This window comes from Streptomyces sp. NPDC002520 (assembly GCF_053595235.1).
Window position 1 is genome coordinate 65,420 of record NZ_JBSFXG010000034.1, and the last position, 24,531, is coordinate 89,950.

General features: G+C 67.6%; 22 protein-coding genes and 2 pseudogenes. 9 read left to right on the plus strand and 15 right to left on the minus strand.

Going from position 1 to position 24,531, the window contains the following annotated elements; translation table 11 throughout:
- Positions 1–59 precede the first annotated feature (59 nt).
- Together ACWD5D_RS34450 and ACWD5D_RS34455 are read right to left on the minus strand one after the other, a co-directional pair.
- Positions 60–707 carry a non-canonical purine NTP pyrophosphatase gene (locus tag ACWD5D_RS34450; protein WP_451376733.1) on the minus strand — a complete coding sequence of 216 codons (648 nt, stop codon included), beginning with the start codon at positions 705–707 and terminating at the stop codon, positions 60–62.
- Between the two features lie 80 nt (positions 708–787).
- A pseudogene (locus ACWD5D_RS34455) lies at positions 788–1,250 on the minus strand (glutamate--tRNA ligase); the annotation flags it as partial.
- 221 nt (positions 1,251–1,471) lie between these two features.
- On the opposite strand from ACWD5D_RS34455, the gene ACWD5D_RS34460 reads away from it, so the two are divergent.
- The 5 genes from ACWD5D_RS34460 to ACWD5D_RS34480 all read left to right on the plus strand — a co-directional run bounded on the left by ACWD5D_RS34460 (position 1,472) and on the right by ACWD5D_RS34480 (position 8,532).
- Positions 1,472–1,963 (plus strand): hypothetical protein, encoded by a 492-nt coding sequence (locus ACWD5D_RS34460; RefSeq protein ID WP_451376734.1) that lies wholly within the window; start codon positions 1,472–1,474, stop codon positions 1,961–1,963.
- Positions 1,960–2,619, plus strand: coding sequence for a hypothetical protein (locus ACWD5D_RS34465; protein WP_451376735.1), 660 nt, complete (start codon positions 1,960–1,962; stop codon positions 2,617–2,619). The genes ACWD5D_RS34460 and ACWD5D_RS34465 overlap by 4 nt, the downstream gene beginning before the upstream one ends.
- A gap of 14 nt (positions 2,620–2,633) precedes the next feature.
- On the plus strand, positions 2,634–7,343 hold the full coding sequence (locus ACWD5D_RS34470) for a putative T7SS-secreted protein (protein ID WP_451376736.1): 4,710 nt from the start codon (positions 2,634–2,636) through the stop codon (positions 7,341–7,343).
- A 26-nt stretch (positions 7,344–7,369) separates the two neighbouring features.
- Complete coding sequence (locus ACWD5D_RS34475) at positions 7,370–7,807, plus strand: SMI1/KNR4 family protein (protein ID WP_451376737.1); 438 nt, start codon at positions 7,370–7,372, stop codon at positions 7,805–7,807.
- A 266-nt stretch (positions 7,808–8,073) separates the two neighbouring features.
- A complete protein-coding gene (locus tag ACWD5D_RS34480) occupies positions 8,074–8,532 on the plus strand; it encodes a helix-turn-helix domain-containing protein (protein WP_451376738.1) in 459 nt (152 codons plus the stop codon).
- Between the two features lie 45 nt (positions 8,533–8,577).
- On the opposite strand, the gene ACWD5D_RS34485 is transcribed toward ACWD5D_RS34480, so the two are convergent.
- The 6 genes from ACWD5D_RS34485 to ACWD5D_RS34510 all read right to left on the minus strand — a co-directional run bounded on the left by ACWD5D_RS34485 (position 8,578) and on the right by ACWD5D_RS34510 (position 14,412).
- The gene (locus ACWD5D_RS34485; protein WP_451376739.1) at positions 8,578–9,351 is read right to left on the minus strand and encodes a hypothetical protein; all 774 of its coding nucleotides are present in this window, start codon (positions 9,349–9,351) and stop codon (positions 8,578–8,580) included.
- Positions 9,348–10,058 (minus strand): RNA polymerase sigma factor, encoded by a 711-nt coding sequence (locus tag ACWD5D_RS34490; protein ID WP_451376740.1) that lies wholly within the window; start codon positions 10,056–10,058, stop codon positions 9,348–9,350. Before ACWD5D_RS34490 ends, ACWD5D_RS34485 begins: the two co-directional genes overlap by 4 nt.
- 30 nt (positions 10,059–10,088) lie before the next feature.
- Positions 10,089–10,646 carry a hypothetical protein gene (locus ACWD5D_RS34495; RefSeq protein WP_451376741.1) on the minus strand — a complete coding sequence of 186 codons (558 nt, stop codon included), beginning with the start codon at positions 10,644–10,646 and terminating at the stop codon, positions 10,089–10,091.
- A gap of 111 nt (positions 10,647–10,757) precedes the next feature.
- Positions 10,758–11,612 (minus strand): SCO2400 family protein, encoded by an 855-nt coding sequence (locus ACWD5D_RS34500; protein WP_451376742.1) that lies wholly within the window; start codon positions 11,610–11,612, stop codon positions 10,758–10,760.
- A gap of 378 nt (positions 11,613–11,990) precedes the next feature.
- The gene (locus tag ACWD5D_RS34505) at positions 11,991–12,344 is read right to left on the minus strand and encodes a hypothetical protein (protein WP_451376743.1); all 354 of its coding nucleotides are present in this window, start codon (positions 12,342–12,344) and stop codon (positions 11,991–11,993) included.
- A gap of 778 nt (positions 12,345–13,122) precedes the next feature.
- Positions 13,123–14,412 (minus strand): protein kinase domain-containing protein, encoded by a 1,290-nt coding sequence (locus tag ACWD5D_RS34510; RefSeq protein ID WP_451376744.1) that lies wholly within the window; start codon positions 14,410–14,412, stop codon positions 13,123–13,125.
- 980 nt (positions 14,413–15,392) lie between these two features.
- Here ACWD5D_RS34510 and ACWD5D_RS34515 point away from each other — a divergent pair.
- Positions 15,393–16,643, plus strand: coding sequence for an acyl-CoA dehydrogenase family protein (locus ACWD5D_RS34515; protein ID WP_451376745.1), 1,251 nt, complete (start codon positions 15,393–15,395; stop codon positions 16,641–16,643).
- A 93-nt stretch (positions 16,644–16,736) separates the two neighbouring features.
- On the opposite strand, the gene ACWD5D_RS34520 is transcribed toward ACWD5D_RS34515, so the two are convergent.
- From ACWD5D_RS34520 to ACWD5D_RS34540, 5 genes are read right to left on the minus strand one after another with little or no spacing between them, the layout of a single operon-like run.
- On the minus strand, positions 16,737–17,318 hold the full coding sequence (locus tag ACWD5D_RS34520) for a GAF domain-containing protein (RefSeq protein ID WP_451376746.1): 582 nt from the start codon (positions 17,316–17,318) through the stop codon (positions 16,737–16,739).
- A gap of 31 nt (positions 17,319–17,349) precedes the next feature.
- Positions 17,350–17,952 carry a GTP-binding protein gene (locus tag ACWD5D_RS34525; RefSeq protein WP_451376747.1) on the minus strand — a complete coding sequence of 201 codons (603 nt, stop codon included), beginning with the start codon at positions 17,950–17,952 and terminating at the stop codon, positions 17,350–17,352.
- Positions 17,930–18,307 carry a DUF742 domain-containing protein gene (locus ACWD5D_RS34530; protein ID WP_451376748.1) on the minus strand — a complete coding sequence of 126 codons (378 nt, stop codon included), beginning with the start codon at positions 18,305–18,307 and terminating at the stop codon, positions 17,930–17,932. Before ACWD5D_RS34530 ends, ACWD5D_RS34525 begins: the two co-directional genes overlap by 23 nt.
- 2 nt (positions 18,308–18,309) lie before the next feature.
- A complete protein-coding gene (locus tag ACWD5D_RS34535; RefSeq protein ID WP_451376756.1) occupies positions 18,310–18,738 on the minus strand; it encodes a roadblock/LC7 domain-containing protein in 429 nt (142 codons plus the stop codon).
- Between the two features lie 50 nt (positions 18,739–18,788).
- Positions 18,789–20,339, minus strand: coding sequence for a sensor histidine kinase (locus tag ACWD5D_RS34540; RefSeq protein ID WP_451376749.1), 1,551 nt, complete (start codon positions 20,337–20,339; stop codon positions 18,789–18,791).
- A 373-nt stretch (positions 20,340–20,712) separates the two neighbouring features.
- Between ACWD5D_RS34540 and ACWD5D_RS34545 the strand changes: the two genes are divergently transcribed.
- The gene (locus ACWD5D_RS34545; RefSeq protein WP_451376750.1) at positions 20,713–21,753 is read left to right on the plus strand and encodes an FAD-dependent oxidoreductase; all 1,041 of its coding nucleotides are present in this window, start codon (positions 20,713–20,715) and stop codon (positions 21,751–21,753) included.
- A gap of 114 nt (positions 21,754–21,867) precedes the next feature.
- Here the strand turns inward: ACWD5D_RS34545 and ACWD5D_RS34550 are convergent.
- A pseudogene (locus ACWD5D_RS34550) lies at positions 21,868–22,071 on the minus strand (IS630 family transposase); the annotation flags it as partial.
- A gap of 85 nt (positions 22,072–22,156) precedes the next feature.
- Positions 22,157–22,669 (minus strand): DinB family protein, encoded by a 513-nt coding sequence (locus ACWD5D_RS34555; protein WP_451376757.1) that lies wholly within the window; start codon positions 22,667–22,669, stop codon positions 22,157–22,159.
- A 325-nt stretch (positions 22,670–22,994) separates the two neighbouring features.
- Between ACWD5D_RS34555 and ACWD5D_RS34560 the strand changes: the two genes are divergently transcribed.
- Positions 22,995–23,705, plus strand: a complete 711-nt coding sequence (locus ACWD5D_RS34560) for a hypothetical protein (protein WP_451376751.1) — start codon at positions 22,995–22,997, stop codon at positions 23,703–23,705.
- Between the two features lie 6 nt (positions 23,706–23,711).
- Entirely contained in the window at positions 23,712–24,224 is a 513-nt protein-coding gene (locus ACWD5D_RS34565; RefSeq protein ID WP_451376752.1) for a hypothetical protein, read from the plus strand.
- The last annotated feature ends 307 nt before the right edge of the window (positions 24,225–24,531 follow it).

Genomic DNA, 24,531 nt, shown 5'->3' on the forward strand with positions numbered 1-24,531 from the left:
CACCATGAGCCACAGACCCCCCGACTCGCTATTCCTCGGGTGATATCACCGTCGCAATGTCAATGTGACTGCGCCAGCCACTCGCCCAGGGCCGCGACGACCGAGCTCTTTCCCCGCTCGGCGAACACGCGGTTCTGCTCGTCCTCCGGTAGCGCGGCCAGCGTCGTGGCTGCGCCTTCCGGCACGAAGATCGACCACAAGTCGGACGACGACCGTGGACTGTTTCCGCGGACGGGAGCAGCCGCAATCGTTCCCGGGCTACGTGTGTCCTCCGCGAAGGTCTTCAACCGGCCGTCAGCGTCCGCGTAGACAGCGGCGCTCGCGAAACGGCAGGTCCGGTTCTTCGTGAGATCTGCGAGATGCGTCAGCCCGCCGGGTCCGAAATCCTCAAGAGCCTGCTTCACCATAGGCCCCGGCCAACCGCCGAACTCCTCGATGTAGAAGCCTGAGTCCTCGACGAACAACGGCCGCCCGAGAAGCGCATAAGCCTGTCGAGCCTTGTGTTGCGCAATCTCGACGACTGATGTCGTCTGAATCTCGTCCAGCTCCAATGGCACCTGCTCCACTTTGATGCCCCATGGCGCGAGATGCTCCTGTGCCGTACGGAACTTCCCGGCATTCCCCGTACACATTGCCACTTCGATGCCCGACATGAGCAGAAAGACCCCTTTCAAGAGCGTTTCGCGGACAGCGCGGCCCAGAGACATGCGAGCCGTCCGCACCGTTTCGTGACATCGCGTCAGTCTCTTCCCGCCTCCGCTCGGACGGGACCTTGACCACGATGTGGTCAGCCAGCGAGCTTCGCCAGAGCCGCGTCGATCCGGGCCAGTTGTGCGGTCCGTGCCCAAGATCTCCAGGGACTCGAAGAGGGGCAGACCGACCATGCGGCCCGTGACCGCGACGCACACCGGTGCCTGGGCCTTGCCCAGGTTCAGACCGTGTTCCTCGCCGGCGCCCAGCACCGCCTCCTTGAAGGGCTCGGTGCCGGTCCAGTCGGCAGTCTCCAGCTTGGTGCGTGCTGCGGTCAGGAGGGCCACCGGATCGCCCTTCATCGCTTTGCTCCAGGAGGCCTGGTCTTCCACCGACTCCTTCAAGAACAGAAAGGCAACGTTGGCCGTGATGTACGACAGGACGGCCACGCCGGTCTGGGCATGCGGGGCGATCGCCGCCCATGTGGCTTGGTCGAAGTCCTCAGGCTCCCAGTTGGCGTACGGTGCGCGCGGCCACGGCCCGCAGGCCTCGACAAACGTCTCCAGCGGCTGGGCACGGATGTACTCGCCGCTGAACGCGGTCATGGACCGACACGAATGCGACGTCTCCTCCGTCGGCCGTTTGCGGCTCACCGTGTGCAGTTGTGATGATGTGTTTTATGTCTGAGTACGGGGGTGCGGTCGACGGACCGCAGCGGGTTCCACGGTCGCGGATTTCGGACTACGTCGAGATGGAGGAGACGCCGGATTCTCGGGATCCGATGACGTCTTCGCCTGAGCACCGGCAGCGGGACACGCACCAGGGTGACCAGCCGCCTGCTTTCGAGCCTGTTCGAGTACCGGCACTCGATGGTCCCGAAGTAGTTGCTCGCAGGCGCGAGTTCGCGGCCCTCCTCGGCGAGTTCCGCCGTACCCCCGTGCTGGTCCCGCTGGGCGACGGCCCCGGATCGGACTGGGAACGCGGGCTGCTGACCGTCGACTTCAACGGCATTCGCTTCATCCTCGCCTTCTCGGACGAGCAGGCACTGGCCCGATACGCCGTCGCACGCGGCGAGGCGGCCCGCGAGTGGACGTACCAGACCGTTCTCGGCGCACGCCTGCTGGACGTCGCCGTGCCTGCGGCCGGGGTGCCCTGCGGGGTGGCGCTGGACTGCGCGGACGGGGAGGGCGGCATGGTCTTCCCGCCCGTGCGCGGGATTGTGCCGGACGAGGCGGCACTGGACTTCGACGCAGACACGGGAGACATGACGTGACCGAGGGCGGCATGGACCTGAAGACCGAGGGGCTCGGTCTGATCGCCAAGGGCCTGACCGAGGCGCTGGGCGAGCTGAAGGAACTGGGCATGGTGGGCGAGGCCGGGGCCGGGCGCGGCTTCGGCGACATCGCCCTCTCCGGGCTGGAACTCGGCCACGAGGGGCTGACGGGCGAGTTCAAGTCCTTCTGCGAGCGCTGGGAGTGGGGCGTTCGCTCGCTGATCAACGAGGGCAACGCGTTCGCCGAGAAAACGGGTCTGTCCGCAGGCACCTACTACGAGACCGAGCACTACATCGAGGGCACCTTCAAGGTCGTCACCAACGCCGCCATCGGCAATCCGTACGCCTCCGAGGAGCAGGTCGAGAAGATGGGCTGGGGCGACATCGCCACGTCCGGGGTGTACGGCGGCAACGTGGACTACAGCAAGGAGTCCTTCGACCATGCCATGGCCAACAGCGGGCAGGCCTGGAAGGACGCGGGCCGGGACGTCATGACCTCGCACACCATCGGACCGGTGCCGGGCCTGAACCCGGAGAACCTGCACAGTGCGCTGGGGGTGTCCAACGAGGAGTACAACCAGTACCTGGACGACACCTTCGGCCCCTCCCCCGAGGCCCGCGCCAAGGCCGCCGAGCAGCAGGGCGGTGAGGGTTGATGGGGCTCGGCGATGTGACCAACTCTCTCCTCGGTGGCGCGGAAAACCTTTATGACAAGGGCAAGAAGAAGCTCGGTGAGGCTGTCGACTACGGCACCGACAAGCTGGGCGGGGCCCTGGACCATGCCGGTCTGCACGACTGGGCGGACGGGGTGGAGGACTGGGGCGACGAGGTCGCCTCCGACCTGGGCGCCACACCCGGAGAGCAGCAACTCGGGCAGACGGAGGAGGCCGATGAGCTCGTCCACGGCAATCCGGACAGGATCCGTGAGAGTGCCAAGCACCTGAGGGACTTCCACGGTGCCTTCGACAAGGTGAGTTCGGGGTTGAGGAAGGTCGACTCCTCCGGCTGGCAGGGCGAGGGCGGTGACGCGTTCCGGGAGAAGTTCGGCGTCCATCCCACCAAATGGGCACAGGCGGCCGAGGCCTGCGCATCGGCGGCAGGGGCACTGGAGTCGTACGCCGACACCGTCAAGTGGGCGCAGGGCCAAGCCAAGGAGGCCGTCGAGCTCTACAAGAAGGGCGTGAAGGCAGCCCAGGACGCGGCCACCGCCTATCAGACCAAGGCCGAGGCCTACAACGCCAAACTCCGGGCGGACGAGGACCCGGGACCGAAGCCGGAGCAGGACCGCAACGCGGGGAAGGCCGACGCCAAGGCCGCTGTCGACAAGCTCCGCGAGGCCCGCAAGCAGCGCAACATGGTCGCCTCCGAGGCGCAGGGCAAGGTGAAGGAGGCCCTCGCGCACGCGCCGGCCGAGCCTCCGCCACTGTCGCGCCTCGGCAACGACTTCAAGGACGGCTACCAGGCCGTCAACACCGAACTCACACATGTCGTCGGCGGAGCTCTCAAGGGCACTGCGGGGCTGCTCAACTTCGCACGTGGCCTCAACCCCATGGACCCCTACAGCCTGACCCACCCGGCCGCCTACGCGCAGAACCTCAACATGACGCTGGCCGGCCTGGTCTCCACAGCCTCCCATCCCGAACGGGTCGTCCAGGCCGCCGTGGACGGCTTCAAGAAGGATCCCTCCGAGTTCCTCGGCCGCCTCATCCCGGAACTCATCGGCACCAAGGGCGCGGGGCTCGCGCGAGGCGGGCTGCGGCTCGCGCTGAAGGAGGGAGTCGAAACGGGTGCCGAGAACGCCCTGCGCCGTGAGGCCCGCCAAGCAGCCGAACAGCGTCCCCATGCCACATCCCGGCAGCCCCCCGAGATCACCTGCGAAGAAGACCCGGTCGATATCGCCACCGGCAGCGTGCTGCTCTCTCAAACAGACGTCAGCCTTCCGGCCGGGCTTCCACTCGTCTTCAAGCGCGAGTTCTCCTCCACCTACCGCTCGGGACGGTGGTTCGGCCCCACCTGGTCCTCGACCATCGACCAGCGCCTGGAGATCGACACCGAAGGCGTTGTCTTCGTCGGCGAAGACGGGCTGCTGCTGACCTACCCCCACCCTGCTCCGGGCGTGCCGACCCTGCCTCGGCACGGCAGCACCCGCTGGTCACTGGATCGGACGGACGACGGTTACCTGATCATCGAGCCTGACAGCGGCCGCCGACTGCACTTCGCCGACGCACGCAATGACATCGCACTGCTGGAACAGGTCGACGACCGCAACGGCAACTGGATCCAATTCGAATACGACGAGCAGGGAGCCCCGCGAGCGGTCACACACAGCAGCGGCTACCGCCTCCAGCTCACCTGCTCGTCCGGACGCATCTGCACGCTTGCCCTGGTCGGCGCCGCAGCAGACGGCGGCGACCAGGAAATAGTCCGCTACGGCTACTCCGCCGACGGACATCTGACCGACGTCATCAACTCCAGCGGCCGACCGACCCGGTTCGGCTACGACGAGCGCGGACGGATCGTGTCCTGGAGGGACACCAACCAACGCTCCTTCGCCTACACCTACGACGAGCACGACCGCTGCACCTATCAGGCGGGAGAAGCCGGACACCAGCGTTCGGTCTTCACCTACAGTGCCGCGGACGACCCATCCGGGCAGCACACGACAACGATCACCGACTCGTTCGGCCACGACACACGCTTCGTCATGAACGAACGCGACCAAGTGATCGCCCGCATCGATCCCCTGGGCAACGTCACCCGCTTCGTACGCGACCGTCACAACCGCCTGCGGCAGCACACTGACCCGCTCGGCCACACGATGACCCTCGAGTACGACGCGACCGGCCAACTCATCACCGTGAACCGCCCCGACGGGCGTGCGGCACGCGCCGAATACAACCACCTCGGCCTCCCCGTAAAGGTGGTCAACCCGGACGGCACCGTCATCCGGCGAACCTACGACGAACGCGGCAACTGCACGTCGGACACCGACCCGTCAGGACAGACCACCCACTACGCCTACGACGTGGCAGGCCGGCTCACCTCCGTCACCGACCCCATGGGCAACACCACGACCATCGCCCCCGACCCGGCCGGCCTGCCCTTGGCTGTGACCGACCCGCTCGGCGCAGTAACCCGCTACGAGCTCGACGCATTCGGACGCATCACCACAGTCACCGACCCGGTCGGGGCCGTGGCCCAGATGGACTGGACACTCGAAGGCCATCTAGCCCGCTACACCGCCCCCGACGGCACCGTCGAATCCTGGACATACGACGGCGAAGGCAACTGCACCAGCCACACCGACCCGCTCGGCGGCGAATCGCGCTACGAATACACCCACTTCGACCTGATCGCCGCCCGCACCGGGCCAGACGGAGCCCGCCACGAGTTCGTCCATGACACCGAGCTGCGCCTGACCGGGGTCATCAACCCACTCGGCCTGACGTGGAGCTACGAGTACGACGCCGCAGGGAACCTGGCAGCTGAATCCGACTTCGACGGCCGCCGTCTTGCCTACACCCACAATGCGGCGGGCCACCTGACTTCACGCACCGACCAGACCGGCCAGGTGATCCGTTACCAACGGAATTTCCTGGGCCAGGTGACCCGCAAGCAGGCCGAGGGCCTCGTCACCGAGTACGCCTACGACCTCACCGACCAACTGGCCCAGGCAACCAGCCCCGACTGCACGCTGGTCCTGCTGCGCGATCAATTCGGCCGCCTCCGATCCGAAACCGTCAACGGCCGCAGCCTCACTTACACCTACGACCGGTGGGGACGACTGAGCAGCCGGACCACACCGACCGGGGCCGTCACCACCTGGCGCTACGACGCGGCCGGACGCCCAGCACAGATCGTTGCCGCAGGCCGAACCATCGACTTCGCCTACGACGCGGCGGGCCGCGAACTCTCCCGTCGCATCGACAACAGCCTCACCTGGGACAACCAGTTCGACATAGCCGGCCGGCTCACTGCCGAGACCATCACGGCAAACACCCGACGCCAGCCGATCCGCCAACGCGGCTACTCCTACCGAGCCGATGGAAACCTCGTCCAGATCGACGACCCCGCCGCTGGACCACGCCACATAACTCTGGACCCTGCTGGCCGCGTCACCGCAGTACAAGCCGCCAACTGGGACGAAACCTACGCCTACGACGAGGCGGGCAACCAGGTCTTCGCGTCCTGGCCCTCGAACCACCCCGGACACGAAGCAACCGGCCCCCGCACCTACACCGGCACCCGCCTTACCGGCGCCGGCACGGTCCGCTACGAGTACGACGCCCTGGGCCGCGTCACCCTGCGGCAGAAGACCCGGCTGTCCCGCAAGCCCGACACCTGGCGCTACAAATGGGACACCGAAGACCGCCTGACCTCGGTGGTCACTCCGCACGGCACCCGCTGGCACTACACCTACGATCCGCTCGGCCGGCGCACCAGCAAGTCCCGTCTGGCCGACGACGGCGAAACCGTCCTCGAACGCACCGACTTCACCTGGGACGGCACCACCCTGTGCGAACAGACCACTGTCTCAGCGCAGGCCCCACACCCCGTCACACTCACCTGGGACCACCACGGGCTGCACCCGATCACCCAGACCGAACGAATAACCAGCGCGGACGCCCCCCAGAGCGAGATCGACGCCCGCTTCTTCGCCATCATCACCGACCTCGTCGGCACCCCCGGCGCCCTCGTCGACGAACGCGGTGACATCGCCTGGCAGATGCAGCGCACGCTGTGGGGAACGACCGCATGGGCTGTCAACAGCTCCGCCTACACCCCTCTGCGATTCCCAGGCCAGTACTACGACCCGGAAACCGGCCTCCACTACAACCACTTCCGGCACTACGACCCGGAAACAGCCCGCTACCTCACCCTCGACCCTCTGGGCCTGGCACCCGCCCCCAACCCGTCTTCCTACGTCCACAACCCGCACCTATGGGCCGACCCGCTGGGCCTCACCCCCTGCCAGACCGCAGCGCAAAACGCCAAGGATAAAAAAACCACCCCACTCGGCAAAGAGATCCCCACCCGAGAAGAAGGCTCCGTCGGCAGCACCAAAAACCACAACTACAAACAGACGTTCTTCAACGAACACCCAGAACTCAAAGGCAAGGTGGTCGTCCACCATGCTATCGAGCAGCAAGTCCTCAAGAAATATCCCGGCCTGTTCAAGGCGGATGAAATCCACTCCCTCGAAAACCTGCGCGGAATTCCCAAGGGTGACATTAACAGCAGGATCCACCTCAGCGAGATACGCGTCTCATGGAATGAGTTCTACCGAACCCACCCCACTGCCACCCGGCAGCAGATCCTTGATCACGTTACCAAGGTGGATGATATGCTGGGGCACTGGTTCAGCCCCCGCATCAGGTAATCCGAACGAAATGGAGAAAGTGCCTCATGTGGCGAGAACTCGCCTCGGAATTCCCCGACGTGGACCTGCAGGACCCGGCGACCTCCGACGCCCTGACCGCGATCGAGGAGCAGCTTGGACAACCGCTTCCCGAGTCCTTGCGTGAACTCCTGGCGGAGACGGACGGGATCGAAGCCAACTACGGGACCGAGGTGGTGTGGACGGCCGAGAAGATCCTCGAGGAGAACCAGGCCTTCCGTGCCAACGAGCAGTTCCGCAACCTGTACATGCCGTTCGACGCCCTCATGTTCTTCGGGGACAACGGTGGCGGCGACCAATTCGCTTTCGTGCGCACCCCGGCCCGCGATGAAATTTTCGTATGGGATCACGAAACGGACAGCCGCACCTGGATCGCATCTTCCTTGGAGAGCTACCTACGCAACACGCTCGGCAGTAACGGCGAAGACTGGTACCGCACTCCGTGAGCAGTGTGAGCGGTCGTTCGAGTTCCACTGCCGAGGTCGTACCGGATGCGATACCGATGACGGGGACTGGTGGGCTCGCCTTCGACAGCCGCCAGTTCCTCGTGTGGTCCAGCCTGATGGTGACCGTGTTTGTCGCCAGCGACTGAGCTCCACGTTCCTACGGCCTCGGACGTGAGGCGAGTCGTGGTGACGTGGTACTAGTGTCTCGTGATCCTGTCGGCGTTACTTGATCTTGCATGTCTCGTTCTATTGGCATGGAGCTCTCTGTGGAACAGGCCGCCAAGCTGCGGGAGTTGGTGAGCAGTCGGGAAGTTCCTGCGGATATAGCCACGCGGGGCCGGATCGTGCTCTGGTCCGCTGAGGGGCGTCGACGCAAGGACATCGCCGAGCTGCTGGGAGTGTCGCTGCCGACGGTGGACCGCTGGAAGCGCCGTTATGCCGAGCACGGCCTGGCCGGGCTGGAAGGCGATCGGCCGGGCGGGGCCCGGGAACAAGTGCCGGCACGGGTGCGGGCCCGAGCGATTGCGCTGACGCGTATGACGCCGCCGGACGGCACGGGTCTTTCGCACTGGTCCACCCGGGAGCTGAAGCGATGGCGCTTGCGTGGCGGCACTGACTCTGACCTGGTTATTCGCGCTGTGGGCGTGGTTCGGAGGAGCGGATTCGCACCCCCTGCTGACCGGGTTATCCGCTCGGAAGGGCACGCTATGGGCACGGCACCGTGAGGTGGACGAGTGTCGTACCCAGCCCCGCCTCGGATCCGGCGCCGCCTAGGGCCGGTTGGACGGCCCCTTCGACAGCTTGCGCCCGGCGCTCGGCCTGCCCTGGCCCTTCCCGGTCTTCCCGGCCTTCGCCGTCTTCGCGGTCTTGTTCGTCTTCGTCGGTGCCGGGGTGGCGTCGTCCGCCGATCCGGTCAACTGGGCGCAGTAGCCCGGGATCCGTTGTTCGCCGCCCGCGGCGCGGACTAGGCGTTGCCATGCGGTGGCGTTCAGCGCATGGCCACGGCCTTTGATCTTTTCGTAGGCACGGCAATGGGCCTCGGTGTCCTTTGCGGTGCCGGGGTGGGAGGGGGAGGTGGTCGGCGCCGTCCCTGGTCCGGTGGACGGGGAGCCCTGTTCGCCAGGGGTGGGTGTGGGCGGCGGAAGCGTGCGGTTACTGGTGCCGGCCTTGGGAGCGTGGTGTTGTGTGCTGTCGACAACGCCGATGGAGGCGACGGCGATACCTCCCAGCAGGGTAGTGGCCGCGAGGGCCAGGGCGCTGCCACGTGCCCAGCGTTGTGTCCGCGTCCTCGGGCGCCAGTCGTCCCTGCGCCGGGTGCGCACGGGCCCGTCGCTCGCCGTAAGTGCGCTGTGGAAGGCGGTAAGGGCGGCCTGTTCCTCACGGTCGTCCACGGGCTGCTGACGCAGCGCCTCACCGATCCGCTCGGCGACGTTGTCCAGGTCGAACACACCGTCACGTTCGGTCGCGGAGCCGAGGGGTGAGGCAGTTTCGGGCCGGTGAGCCTCGCCGCTCAACTCTTCGTCTCCGTTTCGGTGGGTGCTCATCCCGGTTCCCCCGGCGTGCGCACGACAATGTGTGTCACATCGCTGGTGTCCAGCAGACGGGCGAGGCTCCTCAGGCCACGACGCTCCAGGACCCGTACGACAAGGACGAACCTGCCCATGACCCGGGCGACCGCCGGTTCGTCGAGGCGTACGACATAGCGGAGGAGGACCGCCTCAGCCTGAGCTTGAGGCAGCCGGGCGACTAGGGCCTGGGCCGTCTCGGCGGACAGCACGGCTCCGGGCGGGGGATGGCCGGTGTGGTCTCCGGTCGGAGGCGTCCTGGTGTTTGCCGAGTTGAGTGGTGTGCCGCGGCGCCGGAGGTGGCCGCGCGTGTGGCGCCGGGCGATGCTCGCCGTCCAGCCGCGGAACCCGTGCCCATCGCCACGAAACCCTGGCAACTCGCGGGCGATCTCCCGCCAGACAGCGGCGGCCACGTCCTCGGCACCTTCTCCCAGGAGCCCACGCAGGTAAGCGTTCAAGCCGGGCTGGACCGATCGGAACAGCACCGAGAACGCCGCCTCGTCACCATCCTGGGCCCGTGCAACTGCCGTGCTCAACGCCAGATCATCGGCCGACACGCGCTGAACGCGCCTTTCCTTTCGCACGATCGATCCGTTTCCCACTGGCCGAGCAACGCTCCGGAGCGTACGACACGTCACACCGGCCTCCCAAATAATGAGAGGCCACTCCACACAACGGTCCCGCACAAGCGCGCCCGTGCCCGCCGAAGCCCCCTGTCAGCCTCGGCGTTCAGTGTCGTCGTCAGGCTTGGCCCAGGAGGGCCGGGCTGGGGAGGTCGCCGGCCGTGGCCGCCGCGCGGGGCCGGGGTGCGAGCGGAGCGCAGGGGTGGCGGCCGGTCGCGGCGGACCGGATTCGGGCGGGGGCGTGAGTTGCTTTGGGCCGGCGGGTGACGAGCCGCGTGGTGGCGTGAAGTGGGCCACCTCGCTCGGGGGCATGCCGAGCAGGCGCCCGGTGTCACCCTGGCTCACGTGGAGCTTGTCCACGAGCTCGTGAACAGCGGCGGCGATCGCCTGATTCTCGGCGTCGACCGCGGCTGCCCGGCGGCGCCGCGCTTCGGCCACCGAGCCAAGCATGGGTGCGAGTTCGGGCACCAGAATGTCCAGCACGATCACGTCCGGAGGGACCCCGACGGCTTCGGAGACGAGGCCACGCGCCAGGTCCTCCACCTTTTCAAGGGTCCGGCACTGGCTGTGGAGGTCGAGGTGGGGGATGTCGACGGCCCACCATCGGCCGATGCGGTGCAGCAGGACTTGGAATTCGTAGCGGGCGTTCATGGGCTCTGCGTCCTCTCCCTTCCGTCGGCCGGGGCCGTTGCTCACGGGCTGACACACGGCTCGCGAACTCCTTTCCCTCGTCCCACCGGGAACGGCCGGGTGCAGGCGTGGTCAGCCGAGGCACAACCCGAGCAGGCAGACCTTCGTCGGCGACGTCGACGCCCGTGAGGGGCTGGTGGTCTGGGACGTGCCCTGCTTCGTGCCGTCGCCTGTCGCGGGCGCCGGCTGCTGGTGCGCCGTCGCACCGGAGCGGTCGGGGGTCGTGTCGCCGGCGGCCGGGGCGGTGCTCTGCGACTGCGGGGGCGCCGTCGCGGCCGGGTGGTCTGGAGCTGCGGTGTCCGGCCGGGCGATCGGCGACGGCGTGGGGGGCGGTGCCACGAGGGACTGCTGACGCGGTGCGTTGGTCGTCGGCGGCTGCGGCTGGGAGGGGGTGTGTGCCGGCCGGTGGGAGTGTTGAGCGGTCGCTGGTGGGGCGGCCGGATGGTCCTGCTGGGGTGTCTGCTCATGGACGGTGCTCGTCCTCGGGTCGTCCGGTGCCACGGTTGCCTGCGCCCGGTCGGTGGAGTGCCGGTCCATCATGGCGATGCTCAGGCCGCCTCCGACGAGTGCGACCGCGCTCGCGACCGCTGCCCGGCGCTTGTTCTTCCTCCAGTGGGCCAGTCGGCGACGGCGTGCCGCACGCCCCTGGCGTGCGGGCGGCAGGTGCTCGGTGTCGGCGGCGACGTGCGGGGCCACGTCCATTGCGGTCTTGGACTCCGCCTCGTCCTCCAGAAGGCTGTCGTGCCACGTGACGGAGGCCGCGGGGTCCCGGTGGGCCGTTGTGACCGGTCCGGAGCTTGTCATCGCCGGGGCCGAGCCGCCGTGGCCGTTGGCGGCGTGCGGGGCGATGTCCGGGGCGTAGGCGCCGCACCCGGGGCACACCAGTGCGCCGTTGAGGTGCCGACGGCATGAGGAGCAGTAATCCATCTGTGCTTTCCGGTCTTCCTGGTTCGATGTGCCGTCGGCCCGCCTGGGCCACGGCTTGGTCCTTGGGTGAGGACGGGACACACGGACGTACCCGCGCCGAGGCCCATCCCTATGGCGGCGACCCGAACCACTTCGGCTGAGCCCCCGCAGCGGCTCCGGTGCTGTCGCCCCAACGACGAGCTTGCTGACCCGCATCCCATCCGGTCAGCAATTCCGCTGCCTGGTGCTGCGTGCGTTCCGCGGCCAGTTGAGCTTCCGCGACGACATCACCCCGCTCGCGTATCAGGTCCTCATAGATCGGCGAGCGATCGTTTCCAGTGGAGCTGCGTGTCATGGTCGGCCCACTTTCATGTCGATCAATAAGATGCCGGTCCACTGTCAGACTCGGTTGAGCCGGGCAGCGATCCCGTGACCGATCAACAAATAGATGACGGCCGGGAGACCGTAGTTGAGAACAACGCGCAGCCCTTCTGTGTCCATCGTGAAAATGTTCTGTGACCACGAGGACAGCCAGGCCGCCGTGCCCCGCACGAATTCGACGAACACATTCGCGCGGTTCGCGTCGAGCAGGAACAACAGGATCCACAGGCCCAACAGCCCCGCCGCAATGTCGGCGATCATGCAGATGGTGATGGCCGTACGCCGCGTGGTGGCCTGATGGTGCAGAGAGCGGTCCGGGCCCGGCGGCTCGTTGTATGCCCGGTATCCGGGAACCGGGTCGATGTTTCTCACAGGGATATCCGATCTGACGTAGTGCCGTGTCTGCGCGCTCGCGCCAGGGCACCAAGATTCAGCCGGTCGGCACCCCGCTTCTCCCTGCTTCTGCGTTCCGCATGCACTGCAGCGTTACACCGACGTCCGAGATGTCACGAATATGGCAGCCTATATTGGCACTTGCCTATATGTTCATACGCCAGGGCAATTTTCCGGACGGAACGGAGGGGTGTGATTCGGATGCCGCCGCACCCCCCGGCCGCCGGCCTTCGCGTAATTCGTGACCAGATTATGAAGGAAACCAGGGTTTTCCTTCACGGAGTTGTCGGTCTCGCAATCATTCCCGTCCCCCCGTGACACTCCTGACCTGCGCCGCGCTGTTGGAAGTGATCCCGGGCGGGGTCATGGCGCCCATCCTCCGGGGGGAGGTCTGCAGGCGCCGACGTGCTGGGGCAGGTTCGGTTCCCCCCGTGCCGGGCCTGCCCCTGCTCTCCCAGAGCGGAGAGCCGTGCGGCGTTGGGCACCCCAGGGGTGTGACGGTCCGGCACTCCGCTGCGCTGCAGGGGTGGGCCCAGGGACCCAGGACCACCTGGTCAGAGGACGTCCGTGGCAATACGTAGTTCAGCTCGTGCCGTATACCGTCCGCTCACGCAACACTCACGCACGAAGCGCGGTTGACCAGCAGGTTTGCCCCTGCTGGTCATGCTCATCCTTCTGGCTAGTACGCATTCGCCTTCCGACAGGTGGGGCGACAGGAGCCAGACGACGCAGACCGTGCGAGGGCCCCGGACCCCTGTCAGTGCTTGCCCTTGCCGTGCCCGTCGGCCTCCTTGGGGCCCGGCTTGCCTTCGGGCTCCCTGTCCGGCTTCTGCTTGGCAGGCTCTTCCGGGGGCGAGGAAGCAGTCTCGTACGACGTCGAGGGGGACGGCGTGGCGGAGTTCGCGCTCGTGGACGGGTTAATCTGCGGCTCCTGCGCCGAGCCGGTGCCGGGCGAGAACCACACCATGCCCACCAGCAAGGCAACGATGAAGAGGCCGGCGCCGCTCAGCACGGCCACCAACCGGGAACGGCGCAGGAACGGCAGGTGCGAGGGGCGGGTCGCGGCCCGGTGCACGCTCGTCTGCCACGCGGTGTCCGCCGCCGGGACGAAGGCACCCCTGGAGTGGGCCGTGGGGGCAGAGACGGAGTTTGCGGGGGCGGTGGCGCTCGAGCCGGTGACGTGCGACCGGTCCGGGTGGCTGTGATCCTGGTGTTCACTCGGCAGCGGTTCCGGTGCACCGCGCCAGGCTCCGCGCCCGAACCAGTCCGCCACCTCCTCGGCCGTGGGCCGGCTCTCGGGCTCCTTGGCCAGCAGGCCGAGCAGATAGCTCTCGAAGGCGGGCGGTAGATCGGCGCCGAGTTGCCGGGGCGGGACCGGGGCGGAGTCGAGATGCTGGTGAAGCACCGCGAGCGCGCTGTCCGCCTGGAACGGCGGGCGTCCGGTGAGGAGTTGGTAGAGCACGCAGCCCAGGGAGTACACGTCCGAGGCCGGGCCGGCGGTGCGGCCCAGGGCCCGCTCGGGCGCGAGGTAGAGGCTGGTGCCGACGATCTGTCCGGTGGCGGTGAGCGCGGCGCCGGGGTCGTCGAGGAAGCGGGCGATGCCGAAGTCGCCGATCTTCAGGGTGCCGTCGGCGTCCATCAGGAGGTTGGCCGGCTTGATGTCCCGGTGCACGATGCCCTGCCGGTGCGCGGTGGCCAGCCCGGCGGCGGCCTGTGCGGCGATACGGGCCACCCGCTCGGCGGGCAACGGTCCGTAGTCGGTGAGCAGCCGGGCGAGGCTGTCTCCGTCGACGAGTTCCATGACCAGGAACAGGCGGCCCTCGTGCTCGCCGAAGTCCATGACGCCGACCACGTGCGGGTGGCTGAGGCGGCCGGCGGTCTGCGCCTCCAGCCGGAAGCGTGAGGGCGCGGTGGGGTCGGAGTCGTGGGGGAGCAGGAGTTTCACGGCAACCGGTCTGCCGAGCGTCTCGTCGAAGGCCCGCCAGACCTCCCCCATCGCGCCCCGCCCGATGGCATCCCGAAGCCGGTACCGGCCCGCTATCAGCACGTGTTCTTCACCCTCATACCCAAAGACGTCTCGATCGCCGCAGGCCATCGCTCGCCGCGGGGGCGCGGATCAAGGTGGGGGGTGCCGCAGCGGCCCCAGCGTACCGGCCCTGCAACCCTGCCTTTTCCGTCGGCGCTGAGCCCGGCCACTACGGGCAGCCCCGCCGGAGGACGAGGATGTATGCATGGTTCTCGGCTGAGTCGTGACGGTTCCAAGTCACTCCCTTCACAAGAGCGTCGGATTCGTGACCATCTCCCGCCACCAGTGACATTCCAGGGGCGCGGTACGCAGGAAGGAGTGACCCGATCATGCGGGTCGAGGCGCTCGCTCTCCTGGGGAAGACCAGCGGACCCCATGTGGACCATCTTCTCGCCCGATGACTGATCCCACCTGCTGTTACCCGCTCCGTCGATGTGCACGGCCTCTGGTCGCGCGGATCGCCCACACCGTTAGAGGCCGTTCTCACAAATCGCGCAAGTGTCCCAGCGCCTAGCTCGCTCGTCAGCGTCTGGGGGCTGAACTGGCCGTATGGCCTGATCGGGGCCTCTTTCGTGCAGGTGCCATCCCTCACCACCCCCGGCTGTCCCGGCGACCATGGCCGATCTGCGCCGGTGGACCACGGTGGCGACCAGGAGCGGGTCCTTATCGGTCAGGCGTGGCGTGGCTGGTTTGGTCATGGTGCGCTGCGGTCAATTCGCCAGGCAATTGCCTGGCGAGTGGGCCGGCGTCGGTATGTGGCGGGTGCTGTTCGGGGCTGGGCGGTTTCTGATCCGGATGTGGTGCGAGCGAGTAAACGCAGTACCACATCGCACAGTTGGAGACGGGAGGCAAGAGTGTCAGTTTTGGCCAAACCTATGCGGTGATCTTGGCCGAGATGGATCGACAAGTAGACACTGTGCGAGGCGAGTCAGCCAGAAGGCGATGAAGCCCGACGGACGACCTCTGACTCCGGACGGACGGGGTAGCAATCAGGAGGGGTTGTGGAACGCTACTTCACCAGCAGGTGGCATGAGGATCTCCGGCATCGTGTGCGTGAGTTCGCCGAGTACAAAGTGCGGCCCCGGATCGCGGAGATGGAGGCTTCGCGGAAGGTGGCCCACGAGCTGTCCCGGCTCATCGCGCGGCAGGAATGGATCGGGGTGACCATCGGCAAGGAGTACGGAGGCATGGGGGCCGGACACCTGGCCAAGACGATCATCATCGAGGAACTCGCCCGAGTCAGTGGGGCCATGGGCGCCATGGTGCAGGCATCCCAGCTCGGCGTCGCCAAGATCGTCCATTTCGGCAACGAGAGGCAGAAACGGACCTGGCTGCCGCGCATCGCCGCGGGCGACTGCCTGCCCACGATCGCTGTCACCGAGCCGGAGTCCGGCGGCTACGTCCTGGGCATGGGCAGCACCGCCGTCCGCGACGGCGACGAATACGTTCTCAACGGCCGCAAGGTCTTCGTCGGCAACAGCCACGTCGGGGATCTGCACGGCGTGGTCGTCCGTACGGGAGAGGGATCGAAGGGACTGTCGGCGTTCCTCATCGAGGCCGACCGCCCCGGTTTCTCCCTGGCGCCGCACAAGCCCGCCATGGGACTGCACGGTTTCAGCTTCGGCGAGCTGATCTTCAACGACTGCCGGGTGCCGGCGGAGAATCGGCTCGGCTCGGAGGGCCAGGGCCTTGCTGTCGCCTACTCCTCCAGCGTGCTCTACGGCCGGCCCAACCTGACAGCCGTCTCCCTCGGGATCCACCAGGCCGTCTTCGAGGAGACAACTGCCCTGTGCATCGAGCGTGAGCGGTACGGCGCGCCGCTCGGCGCACTCAACAACATCAAACTCAAGCTGGGCAGGTTGAAGTCCCGTCTGATGACGGCCAGACTGGCCGCATACCACGCGGTGCACCTGCTCGACCAGGGGCTGCCGTGTGACGCGGAGTTGATGAGCGCCAAGTTCCTCAACGTCGAGTCCGCCATCGAATCGGCGAAGGACGGCATGGACATCCACGCCGCAGCCGGCCTGTTCACCGATCGTCCGATGGAGCGATACCTGCGCGACGCCCACCACATATACGCGCCTGCGGGCACCTCCGACATCCAGCTGCTGCGCCTCGGGGAAATGGCGCTCGGCGAGGCCAAGGGCCAGTGGTCCGAGCGTCTGGCCGACCTGGTGCGGACGGCACCGGCGGAGGGCCGACAAGAGCAGTCCGAACCCTTGCCGCTGGAAACGGTTGGCCGCACGGGCTGAAACCCACAGGGAGCCGCCGGCACAGTGCCGTGCCCGCGGCTCCCCAACCACGAATCATGGGGCCGGTTGTAGCCGACTGCCCCTCACACGTGCTCAGATCCCGCCCCGGCGTTCCATTTCGGCGATGCGGTCGGTCAGCTGCTGCGCCATCGACTTGATGGTCTCCAGGCCCGCCCGTCCCCACGGGCGGGTGTCGGTGTCCACCACGCAGATCGTCCCGAGGGCCATCCCGGTCTGCTGGTCGATCAGCGGCGCACCCATGTAGGAGCGGATGCCGATCTCGTCAACGACCGGATTCCCGGCGAACCGCGGATAGTCGCAGACGTCCTCCAGTACCAGTGCCTTGCGCCGCACGACAACGTGTGGGCAGTAGCCATGGTCGCGGGCCATCACCCGGCCCACCTGCGGCCCCGGCTGCAGCTCCATCCCGGGCCGGCCGGCCGCGTAGAGGCCGGCGAAGTACTGGCGGTTCTCGTCGATGAAGTTGACCATCGAGAATGGCGCGTTGGTGACGCGCGCAAGATCGGCGGCGAAGTCGTCGAATTCCTCGACCGGACTGTCTCCGATGCCGATGTCGCGCAGCCTGGCGACGCGGGCGGGGGCGTCCCTGTCCTCGGGGGTCAGAAGCAGGTGGGAGGTCGGGTCGTACTGGATGTAGGGAACCGGGGCGGACATGCAGGCTCCAATCGGCTGCTCTGAGCGTGTGTCAGCGCAGCGGGTCAAGCTCCGCGGACGTTACTCCGGGAGTCGAGGTGAGCAAGTGCTGTACGAGTGCGACCAACACGCTGGTGCTGGAGGAGCACTGCCGCGCGTCGCACATCACGACGGGTATGTGGGGCTTGAGGTCGAGGGCCGCACGGACCTCGTCGGGCGTGTAGCGGTAGGCGCCGTCGAACTCGTTGACGCCCACGACGAAATCGATGCCGCGACGTTCGAAGAAGTCGACGGCCGCGAAGCAGTGGTCCAGTCGGCGGGTGTCGGCGAGGACCACGGCGCCCAGAGCCCCGTTGGACAACTCGTCCCACATGAACCAGAACCGTTCCTGTCCGGGGGTTCCGAACAGGTACAGGATGTGTTGATCGTCCAGAGTGATGCGGCCGAAGTCCATCGCCACGGTGGTGGTCGACTTGTCCTCGATGCCGACCAGGCTGTCCGTGCGGGCACTGATCTGAGTCAGCAGTTCCTCGGTGCTCATCGGCTCGATCTCGCTGACTGCCCCGACGAAGGTGGTCTTACCCACTCCGAAGCCTCCGGCAACGAGGATCTTCAGGGCGGTACGGAAGGGGTCAGAGCCGCTTACGAAGGCCATTCAGCACCGCCTCCAGGAGAGTTCGGTCGGTTGGGGAGCCCGCCCTCATGGCGTGCGGCGCCCGCGTGGTGAGCGCGTCGTGCTGCACGAGGTCGGACAGAAGAACTTTGGTGATGACGGCCGGCAGCCGCATGTGAGCGGCCACCTCGGCAACCGACAGGGGCACGCCGCACAGATTCAGGACCTGTTCGTAGTCGGGACCCAGATAGAGGTTCGGCCGGACGCCGGTGGCCACCACTTGGGTGAGCAGGTCGAAGTGCGCCGAGGGACGGGTGCGCCCGTTGCTGACCGTGTACGGGCGCACCAACCGCCCGGCGTCGTCGTCGAGCCACGCCTCGTCCTGCTCGTCCGTCATCCTCAGCGCCTCGGATCATGGGCCGCGGTAGGCGCCTGTTGACGGGCGGGGGTGGCGAGATACGTGCGGACGCTCTTGACCAGCTTGGCCATCTCGTAGCCGAGCACGGCGACGTCAGCTTCCCGCCCGGCCAGGACCGCCAGACAGGCCCCGGAGCCCGCCGCGCACACGAACAGCAGCGCGGTGTCCAGCTCTACGACCACCTGACGCACGTCCGCACCGTCGGCGAACCGCACGCCCGCGCTGCGCGCGAGGGAGTGCAGACCGGACGCCACAGCCGCCAGGTGTTCTGCTTCGTCGATGGTCTCCAGACCATCGAAAGCCTTCGCCAGTCCGTCCGAGGACAGCAACAGGGCGCTGCGGGCGTGGGGGACCCTTTGGACGAGTCCGGTCAGGAGCCAGTCGAGATTCTGGTTCTGGACGGTAGGCATGTCGCTCACGGTGGCGTTCTTCTCCTCAGGGGTGGTGTGAAGCCTGCGGGTCAGTGAGAGCTCTCAGCGGAACTGTCGGCGGGTTCGTTCTCGGCGAGGCCGAATCCTCGCTGGAACGTGGCCATCAGCCCCGGATCGTGCTCCACCTCTTGCTCGTTCCCCCTGTGCGTGCCGGGAGCGTCCCGGAGCTGCGGCACGAGGTGCTCCTGCGCACGGCGCTGCGGCAGCGCCGGCCGCTCGTCGTCGGCCGGCCCGCTGGTGTGCGAGGGCCCTCGGTCGTACGGCTGCGCGCCGTCCACCGGTCCTGCGTGCTGCGACGCCATGGGTATCGGCGCGGTTTGAGGCAGCGGCTGCGCCGCGCGCAGCGCAGCCACGGGTCGGGCAGTCGGCTGCGGCGCGGGCGGCGGGGCCACAGACCGTGCAGCCGGCTGCGGCTGCGGGCCCGCGAGCTGGGCGGCCGGCTGCGGCGTGGCGGCAGCCTGGATCGGCCGGGGCCTGTCAGCAGCCTGGTCCGGCGTTTCGTCCGGTTCGTCACCGATCAGTCTGCGCGGGATGATCAAGATGGCCTGGATGCCGCCGAAGATGTTGTTCTGCAGCCGGACGGCGAGGCCGTGGCGGCGGGCCAGCGCGGAAACCACGTACAAACCGATGCGGCCGTCCGCGAGCAGCTTGCTGATGTCGATGCGGTCGGGCTCGGCAAGCAGCTGGTTGTACCGGGCCTGCTCCTGCAGCGGCATGCCGAGACCGCGGTCCTCGACCTCGACGGCCAGCCCAGCGGCCACTCGCTGGGAACGCAGCAGTACCTGGCTGTGCGGATCCGAGAAGGCCGTGGCGTTCTCGACCAGCTCGGCCAGCAGGTGGATGACGTCGGCGACGGCGTGACCGCGTACCGTTCCCTCGATCGGCGGCACCAGCTTGACCCGGGAGTAGTGCTCGACCTCGGCGATCGATGAACGCAGTACCTCGGTCAGGGTCACCGGGCGGGTCCACTGGCGGCGGGAGACGGAGCCGCCGAGCACAGCGACGTTCTCCGCGTGCCGCCGGATGCGGGTGGCCAGGTGGTCGACGTGGAAGAGGCCCTTGAGCAGCTCCGGGTCCTCCACCTCGTTCTCGAGCTGGTCCAGCATGCTGATCGCACGGTGCACAAGGGACTGCAGGCGCCTGGCGAGGTTGACGAAGACCTCGACCCTCTCCTCGCTGTCCTGCGTGCCGTCCCCGGACGGCTTCGCGGCCTGCGCGGCCTGGGCAACGGCCGTCTTGGCCTGCCACAGCAAGACGTTGATCTCGTAGGTCAGACGGCCCTGTACGTCCACCTCGGGCGGCGCGTGATGGGTGAACGAAAGCTGCTCGACGCTCTCCCCCCGGCCCAGTCTCTCCAGCATGTCCTGCAGTTCCGCCTGGCCCGCGGCGACCGTGCGACGCAGTATCTCGTACTGCTGCAATGCGTTGCGGGCCTCGGCACGGCCGGCGAACACGGCCCCGACCAGAACGCCGGTGCCGAGTACGGCGCCCGCGACGAGCACGCCCCAGGTCGCGGCGTCGGCGGCGCCGGCCTGAGCAAGCAGTACGTAGACGATCAGGGCCGCCGCCAGGACCGCCATGAGGACTGCCGGCCACAGTGCCAGACGTACCGTGCGGGACCGGGTAGCCACATCGGCTGGCCGATTCCGGACTGTCAGCCTGGCATGCCTGCTGCGTCCCGGGCCTGCCGCGGTCGTTGTCCGACCGGCATCCGAACGCACTGTGAATGTCGGGGAATCGGGCATCGAAGTCCTCTCGATCAGCCAGTTCGGACACCTGGCGGCGCAGCACAGACCAACCGTCAACTCGGTTTCGCGATGGGAGGGTTATTCGGTCGGCACCCTACGCCAGTCTCATCCATATGGCGTAATCACATGGGTACTGCCTGGCCACAAAGAGGATTCCCGGACTGCTGAAACGATTGGTCTGCCATCGGCGGCGGCACGCCACACGGTGCCCGAGCAGGGCACTGACCGCGGAGCGCGACTGGATGCAGCCGAACCCGCGGAGTGCTCGAACGACTACGGTCGGACCATGACAACGAACGAGACGATCGTCGTCGTGGGTGGCGGGGTCTCCGGCCTCACCACCGGAGTCGTACTGCTCGAGGCAGGGCTGTCCGTGCGGTTGATCGCCAAGGAGATCCCCGCCCCCACCTCGCCCGCGGCCAGCGCGATCTGGAGCCCGTACTTTGTCGAGCCCTGGGCGGATGTCCGGGAATGGAGTCTCACATCGCTCGACGCCTTCCGGCGTCTCGCCAAGGAGGGCGCGGCCGGTGTCCGCATGACAAGCGGCATCAAGGCTGCCCGGCAACCCGTCGACGCACCACCGTGGAGCGAGCTGCTCCCCGATTTCCGGGAGGCTGACGCCTCCGAGCTTCCTCACGGCTTCCTTTCCGGCCACCGTGTCACCGTCCCGCTCGTCGACATGGCGGTCTATCTCGACCATCTGCGTCGCCGCTTCCGTGATCTCGGCGGAGCGGTCGAGCAGCGCGTGGTCCGCTCACTCGACGAGTTCGATGATGTGTCCGCCGTCGTCAACTGCGCCGGCATGGGCGCCGCCGAGCTGGCCGGAGACGTTACAGTGCAGCCAACGCCCGTACGACAACTGGTGGTTGAGAATCCGGGGGTCGCGGAGTTCTTCTCCGAGTCCACAGGATCGTCGTCCGACCTCGTCCACTTCTATCCGCACGGGGACAAAGTCGTTCTGGGCGGTACCGCGCTCGAGGATGACGGTGACCTGTCCGAGGACGCGGCCGCGGCGCACGGCATCGTCGCGCGTTGCGCCGCGGTCGAGCCCAGGCTGGCGGATGCCCGGGTCATCGAGCATCGAGTGGACGTCCGACCGACGCGCTTCGAGGTGCGGGTCGAGCCCGACCGTCGTGAAGACGGCATCCCCGTGATTCACAACTACGGGCACGGGGGAGCCGGAGTGACGTTGTCGTGGGGCTGTGCTCGGGAGGTCGCGCAGTTGCTCGCCGAGGGCATTTGGTGACGCGGCACCAGCGCGACCAAGGCGCCCAGCACGACCAGAGGGGGCGCCGAACGTGACACAACCAAGCGCGACTCACGTGGCAGAGGCGGAGCGCATCATCGGTACGCCGGACACTCCGGACGACTTGAAGTTGTGGATCACGTCGCGGACCCGGTCGGCGCTGGTGAACGTGACCTCGGCGATCTTCACCACGTCCATGAGCAGCACCATCTGGGCCCGGCGCCAGGCCACCACCGCCCCGGTGCCTCTGCGGATGATCCGCAGCAGCCGCTGCCCCTCGTCGTCATCGATCTCGCGCACGCGCACACGTTCAGCCACCCGGGCACCCTGGCACGACGCGCCGCCCGGCACGGAACCCGGCGGCGCGTCACTCACCGTAGGGCGGAAGCGACCTGATCTGGCGTCATACGCCAGTGGTGCCGTCGATGCGCTCCCGGACCAGGTCGGCGTGGCCGTTGTGGCGGGCGTACTCCTCGATCATGTGGACGTAGATCCAGCGGAGGTTGACGTCCTGCTCCATGAAGCGGCCTGCGTCGGTCAGAGCACGGTCGGCGCAGAGCTCGCGGGCGCGGGCGATCTCCGCCTGCCAGGTGGCGAGGGCGTCGTGCAGTGTGGCGCCCTCGGCCAGTTCGAAGCCGCCGTCGGGGGCAGACGGATCGGCCTGCGGGTCGTAGATGGGCGGGGCCTGTTCTCCGGCGAACACTCGGCGGAACCAGTTCCGCTCCACCTCTGCCATGTGCTGGACGAGACCGGTCAATGTGAAGCCGGACGGTGGCACGGACGCGACGGCGGCCTGCCCGTCGTCCAGGCCCTCGCACTTCATGGCGAGGGTGGCGCGGTGAAAGTCAAGCCAGCTATCGAGCGTAGTGCGCTCGTCGGCGTTCAGGGGCGGCAAAGGGCGTTCGATGGCGCTCATCGGTCGATTATCACCAGCGGCCGAAACCGTCGACAGGCAGGGCCTTCGACCGGGCGAACGTTGCCTGATGCGGCACCAGCGCGCCACGCGGTAGAGGAGGTAGACGATTTGCGAGCTGAAGGTGCGAGACTCGACGAGTTCGAGATCCACCCCGGCGCTTGCGCCGGGGAAGGAAAAGAATGGAATGCCACCGCCCACCAGTACCAGGTAGACCCTGGCCCGGCACTTGTCGATCAGACCCAACGCGGCCGCCACGGGGGCTCAGTACCGTCCTGGGGGGGACCTCGGAACAACCGCGCACGCGATCATCGCCGTCCTCGCCGCCATGCTCACCGCATGCAGCAGCGACAAGCCTGACAGCCAGGCCGCTCACACCGCCGGCGACGGCGAGCCCGTAGCCAACCAGCCGAGCGGAACCGGCGCCGACGTGCGCCTCGTGTGGAGCCACACCGGGAAGGACGACAGCAGCGACACGGGCGTCAGGTACGTCGCCCGGGTGACGAACCCCGGCAGCTCCCTGGCGTCCGTGGCCATCGACGCCCGGGCCCTGGACAAGGCGGGCGCCATCGTCGGCTCGGACCAGGAGGCTATGCCGAACATCCCCGCCCACACCACGTTCGACTTCCTCGGCACGCTCGGCGGCGGCTTCACCCAGCTCACCGGAACCCCCGCGAAGATCGACGTCACGCAGGCGAAGGACGCCTTCGGCATGGCCGGATCCGTCGAGCAGCCCATGCTCGCCACCAGCAAGCTGAAGCTCACTCAGGGCAGCCGCGACGACCTGTTCACGAACGACCCCTACTCGTACAACCTGACGGTGAAGGTCATCAACAGCACGCACGGTGACCTGCGGGGCATGGTCACCCAGCAGGTCATCCTCTACAACGCGGCCGGTCAGATCGTCGGCGGCGACAGAGGTTCGTCCGACAATGCGCCCAACAACCTTCCCGCCGGGATGAGCTACCGCGAGCAGTGGACCGGCATCCCCGCCCATGGCAAGGCGACCCGCGCCGTATACACCGTGTGGGAAGGCTGATCAGGCATGCACGCCAGAACCGCACTGATCACCATCGCCGTCCTCGCTGCCACGCTCACCGCATGCGGCAGCAACGCGCCCTCGCCCAGCAAGGCAGAACGCGCCACCACCGCCAACTCGCCTACCTCTGCCGCACCGAGCACCGCCGCACCGAACCTCTCCACCGCCTGGGTCCCGAAGTTGGACAAGGCCACCACCAGCGACGTCCAAGGCCTCTGCGAGCACGTCGGAAGCCAGCAGTGCGCCGACCATCTCACCGGCATCGTCACTGTCGGTGTTGACCTCCAAGACGCGATCACAGAAGCCGGTGCGAAACGGATGTATCCGCGGTCCATGGACCAGCTCGACAAGATGATGCGCGCCTCAGACGGCTACACCAACGATGGCTGCCTGAACGATCCGCTCGCGGACATGGATGGGTCGCCATGTTTCAAGCACTCGCTGGACATCATGGGAGCTGGCACGAGTCTCCAGTTCACGATGCAGGCGGATGAGATCCGGTGGGGGCTGGACGGCTGACGGCATCAGGTCCGGGAAGGGTAGTATCCCGGCCCGCCCGCAAAGACTCCCGCCTCAGCTGGGACCGTAGCGGTGCGCGTTGTCGCCCACCCACGTACCGAACCGCCCGAACGCCCGGTAATCACAGGTCCCCGGGCCGTCACGGCTCTGCAACAACCACGGCAGCCCGGCGGCCGCATGGACATCCTGAGCCGGTGCACATCGACATCAATTCCCTGATCAACACGGCTGGCACGCTCGCCGCCGTCGCACTCGGTGCCGGGCTGACCGCCCGCATCAACTCCCGCGCGACCGCCCGGGCCGAAGC

What these genes read in the sequence shown, in the direction of transcription:
- ACWD5D_RS34450 (WP_451376733.1), bottom strand. Translation starts at nt 707, where the DNA reads ATGTCTCTGGGCCGCGCTGTCCGCGAAACGCTCTTGAAAGGGGTCTTT.
- ACWD5D_RS34460 (WP_451376734.1), top strand. Translation starts at nt 1,472, where the DNA reads ATGACGTCTTCGCCTGAGCACCGGCAGCGGGACACGCACCAGGGTGAC.
- ACWD5D_RS34475 (WP_451376737.1), top strand. Translation starts at nt 7,370, where the DNA reads ATGTGGCGAGAACTCGCCTCGGAATTCCCCGACGTGGACCTGCAGGAC.
- ACWD5D_RS34485 (WP_451376739.1), bottom strand. Translation starts at nt 9,351, where the DNA reads ATGAGCACCCACCGAAACGGAGACGAAGAGTTGAGCGGCGAGGCTCAC.
- ACWD5D_RS34495 (WP_451376741.1), bottom strand. Translation starts at nt 10,646, where the DNA reads ATGAACGCCCGCTACGAATTCCAAGTCCTGCTGCACCGCATCGGCCGA.
- ACWD5D_RS34500 (WP_451376742.1), bottom strand. Translation starts at nt 11,612, where the DNA reads ATGGATTACTGCTCCTCATGCCGTCGGCACCTCAACGGCGCACTGGTG.
- ACWD5D_RS34520 (WP_451376746.1), bottom strand. Translation starts at nt 17,318, where the DNA reads ATGTCCGCCCCGGTTCCCTACATCCAGTACGACCCGACCTCCCACCTG.
- ACWD5D_RS34525 (WP_451376747.1), bottom strand. Translation starts at nt 17,952, where the DNA reads ATGGCCTTCGTAAGCGGCTCTGACCCCTTCCGTACCGCCCTGAAGATC.
- ACWD5D_RS34530 (WP_451376748.1), bottom strand. Translation starts at nt 18,307, where the DNA reads ATGACGGACGAGCAGGACGAGGCGTGGCTCGACGACGACGCCGGGCGG.
- ACWD5D_RS34535 (WP_451376756.1), bottom strand. Translation starts at nt 18,738, where the DNA reads ATGCCTACCGTCCAGAACCAGAATCTCGACTGGCTCCTGACCGGACTC.
- ACWD5D_RS34540 (WP_451376749.1), bottom strand. Translation starts at nt 20,339, where the DNA reads ATGGCGGTCCTGGCGGCGGCCCTGATCGTCTACGTACTGCTTGCTCAG.
- ACWD5D_RS34555 (WP_451376757.1), bottom strand. Translation starts at nt 22,669, where the DNA reads ATGAGCGCCATCGAACGCCCTTTGCCGCCCCTGAACGCCGACGAGCGC.
- ACWD5D_RS34560 (WP_451376751.1), top strand. Translation starts at nt 22,995, where the DNA reads ATGCTCACCGCATGCAGCAGCGACAAGCCTGACAGCCAGGCCGCTCAC.
- ACWD5D_RS34565 (WP_451376752.1), top strand. Translation starts at nt 23,712, where the DNA reads ATGCACGCCAGAACCGCACTGATCACCATCGCCGTCCTCGCTGCCACG.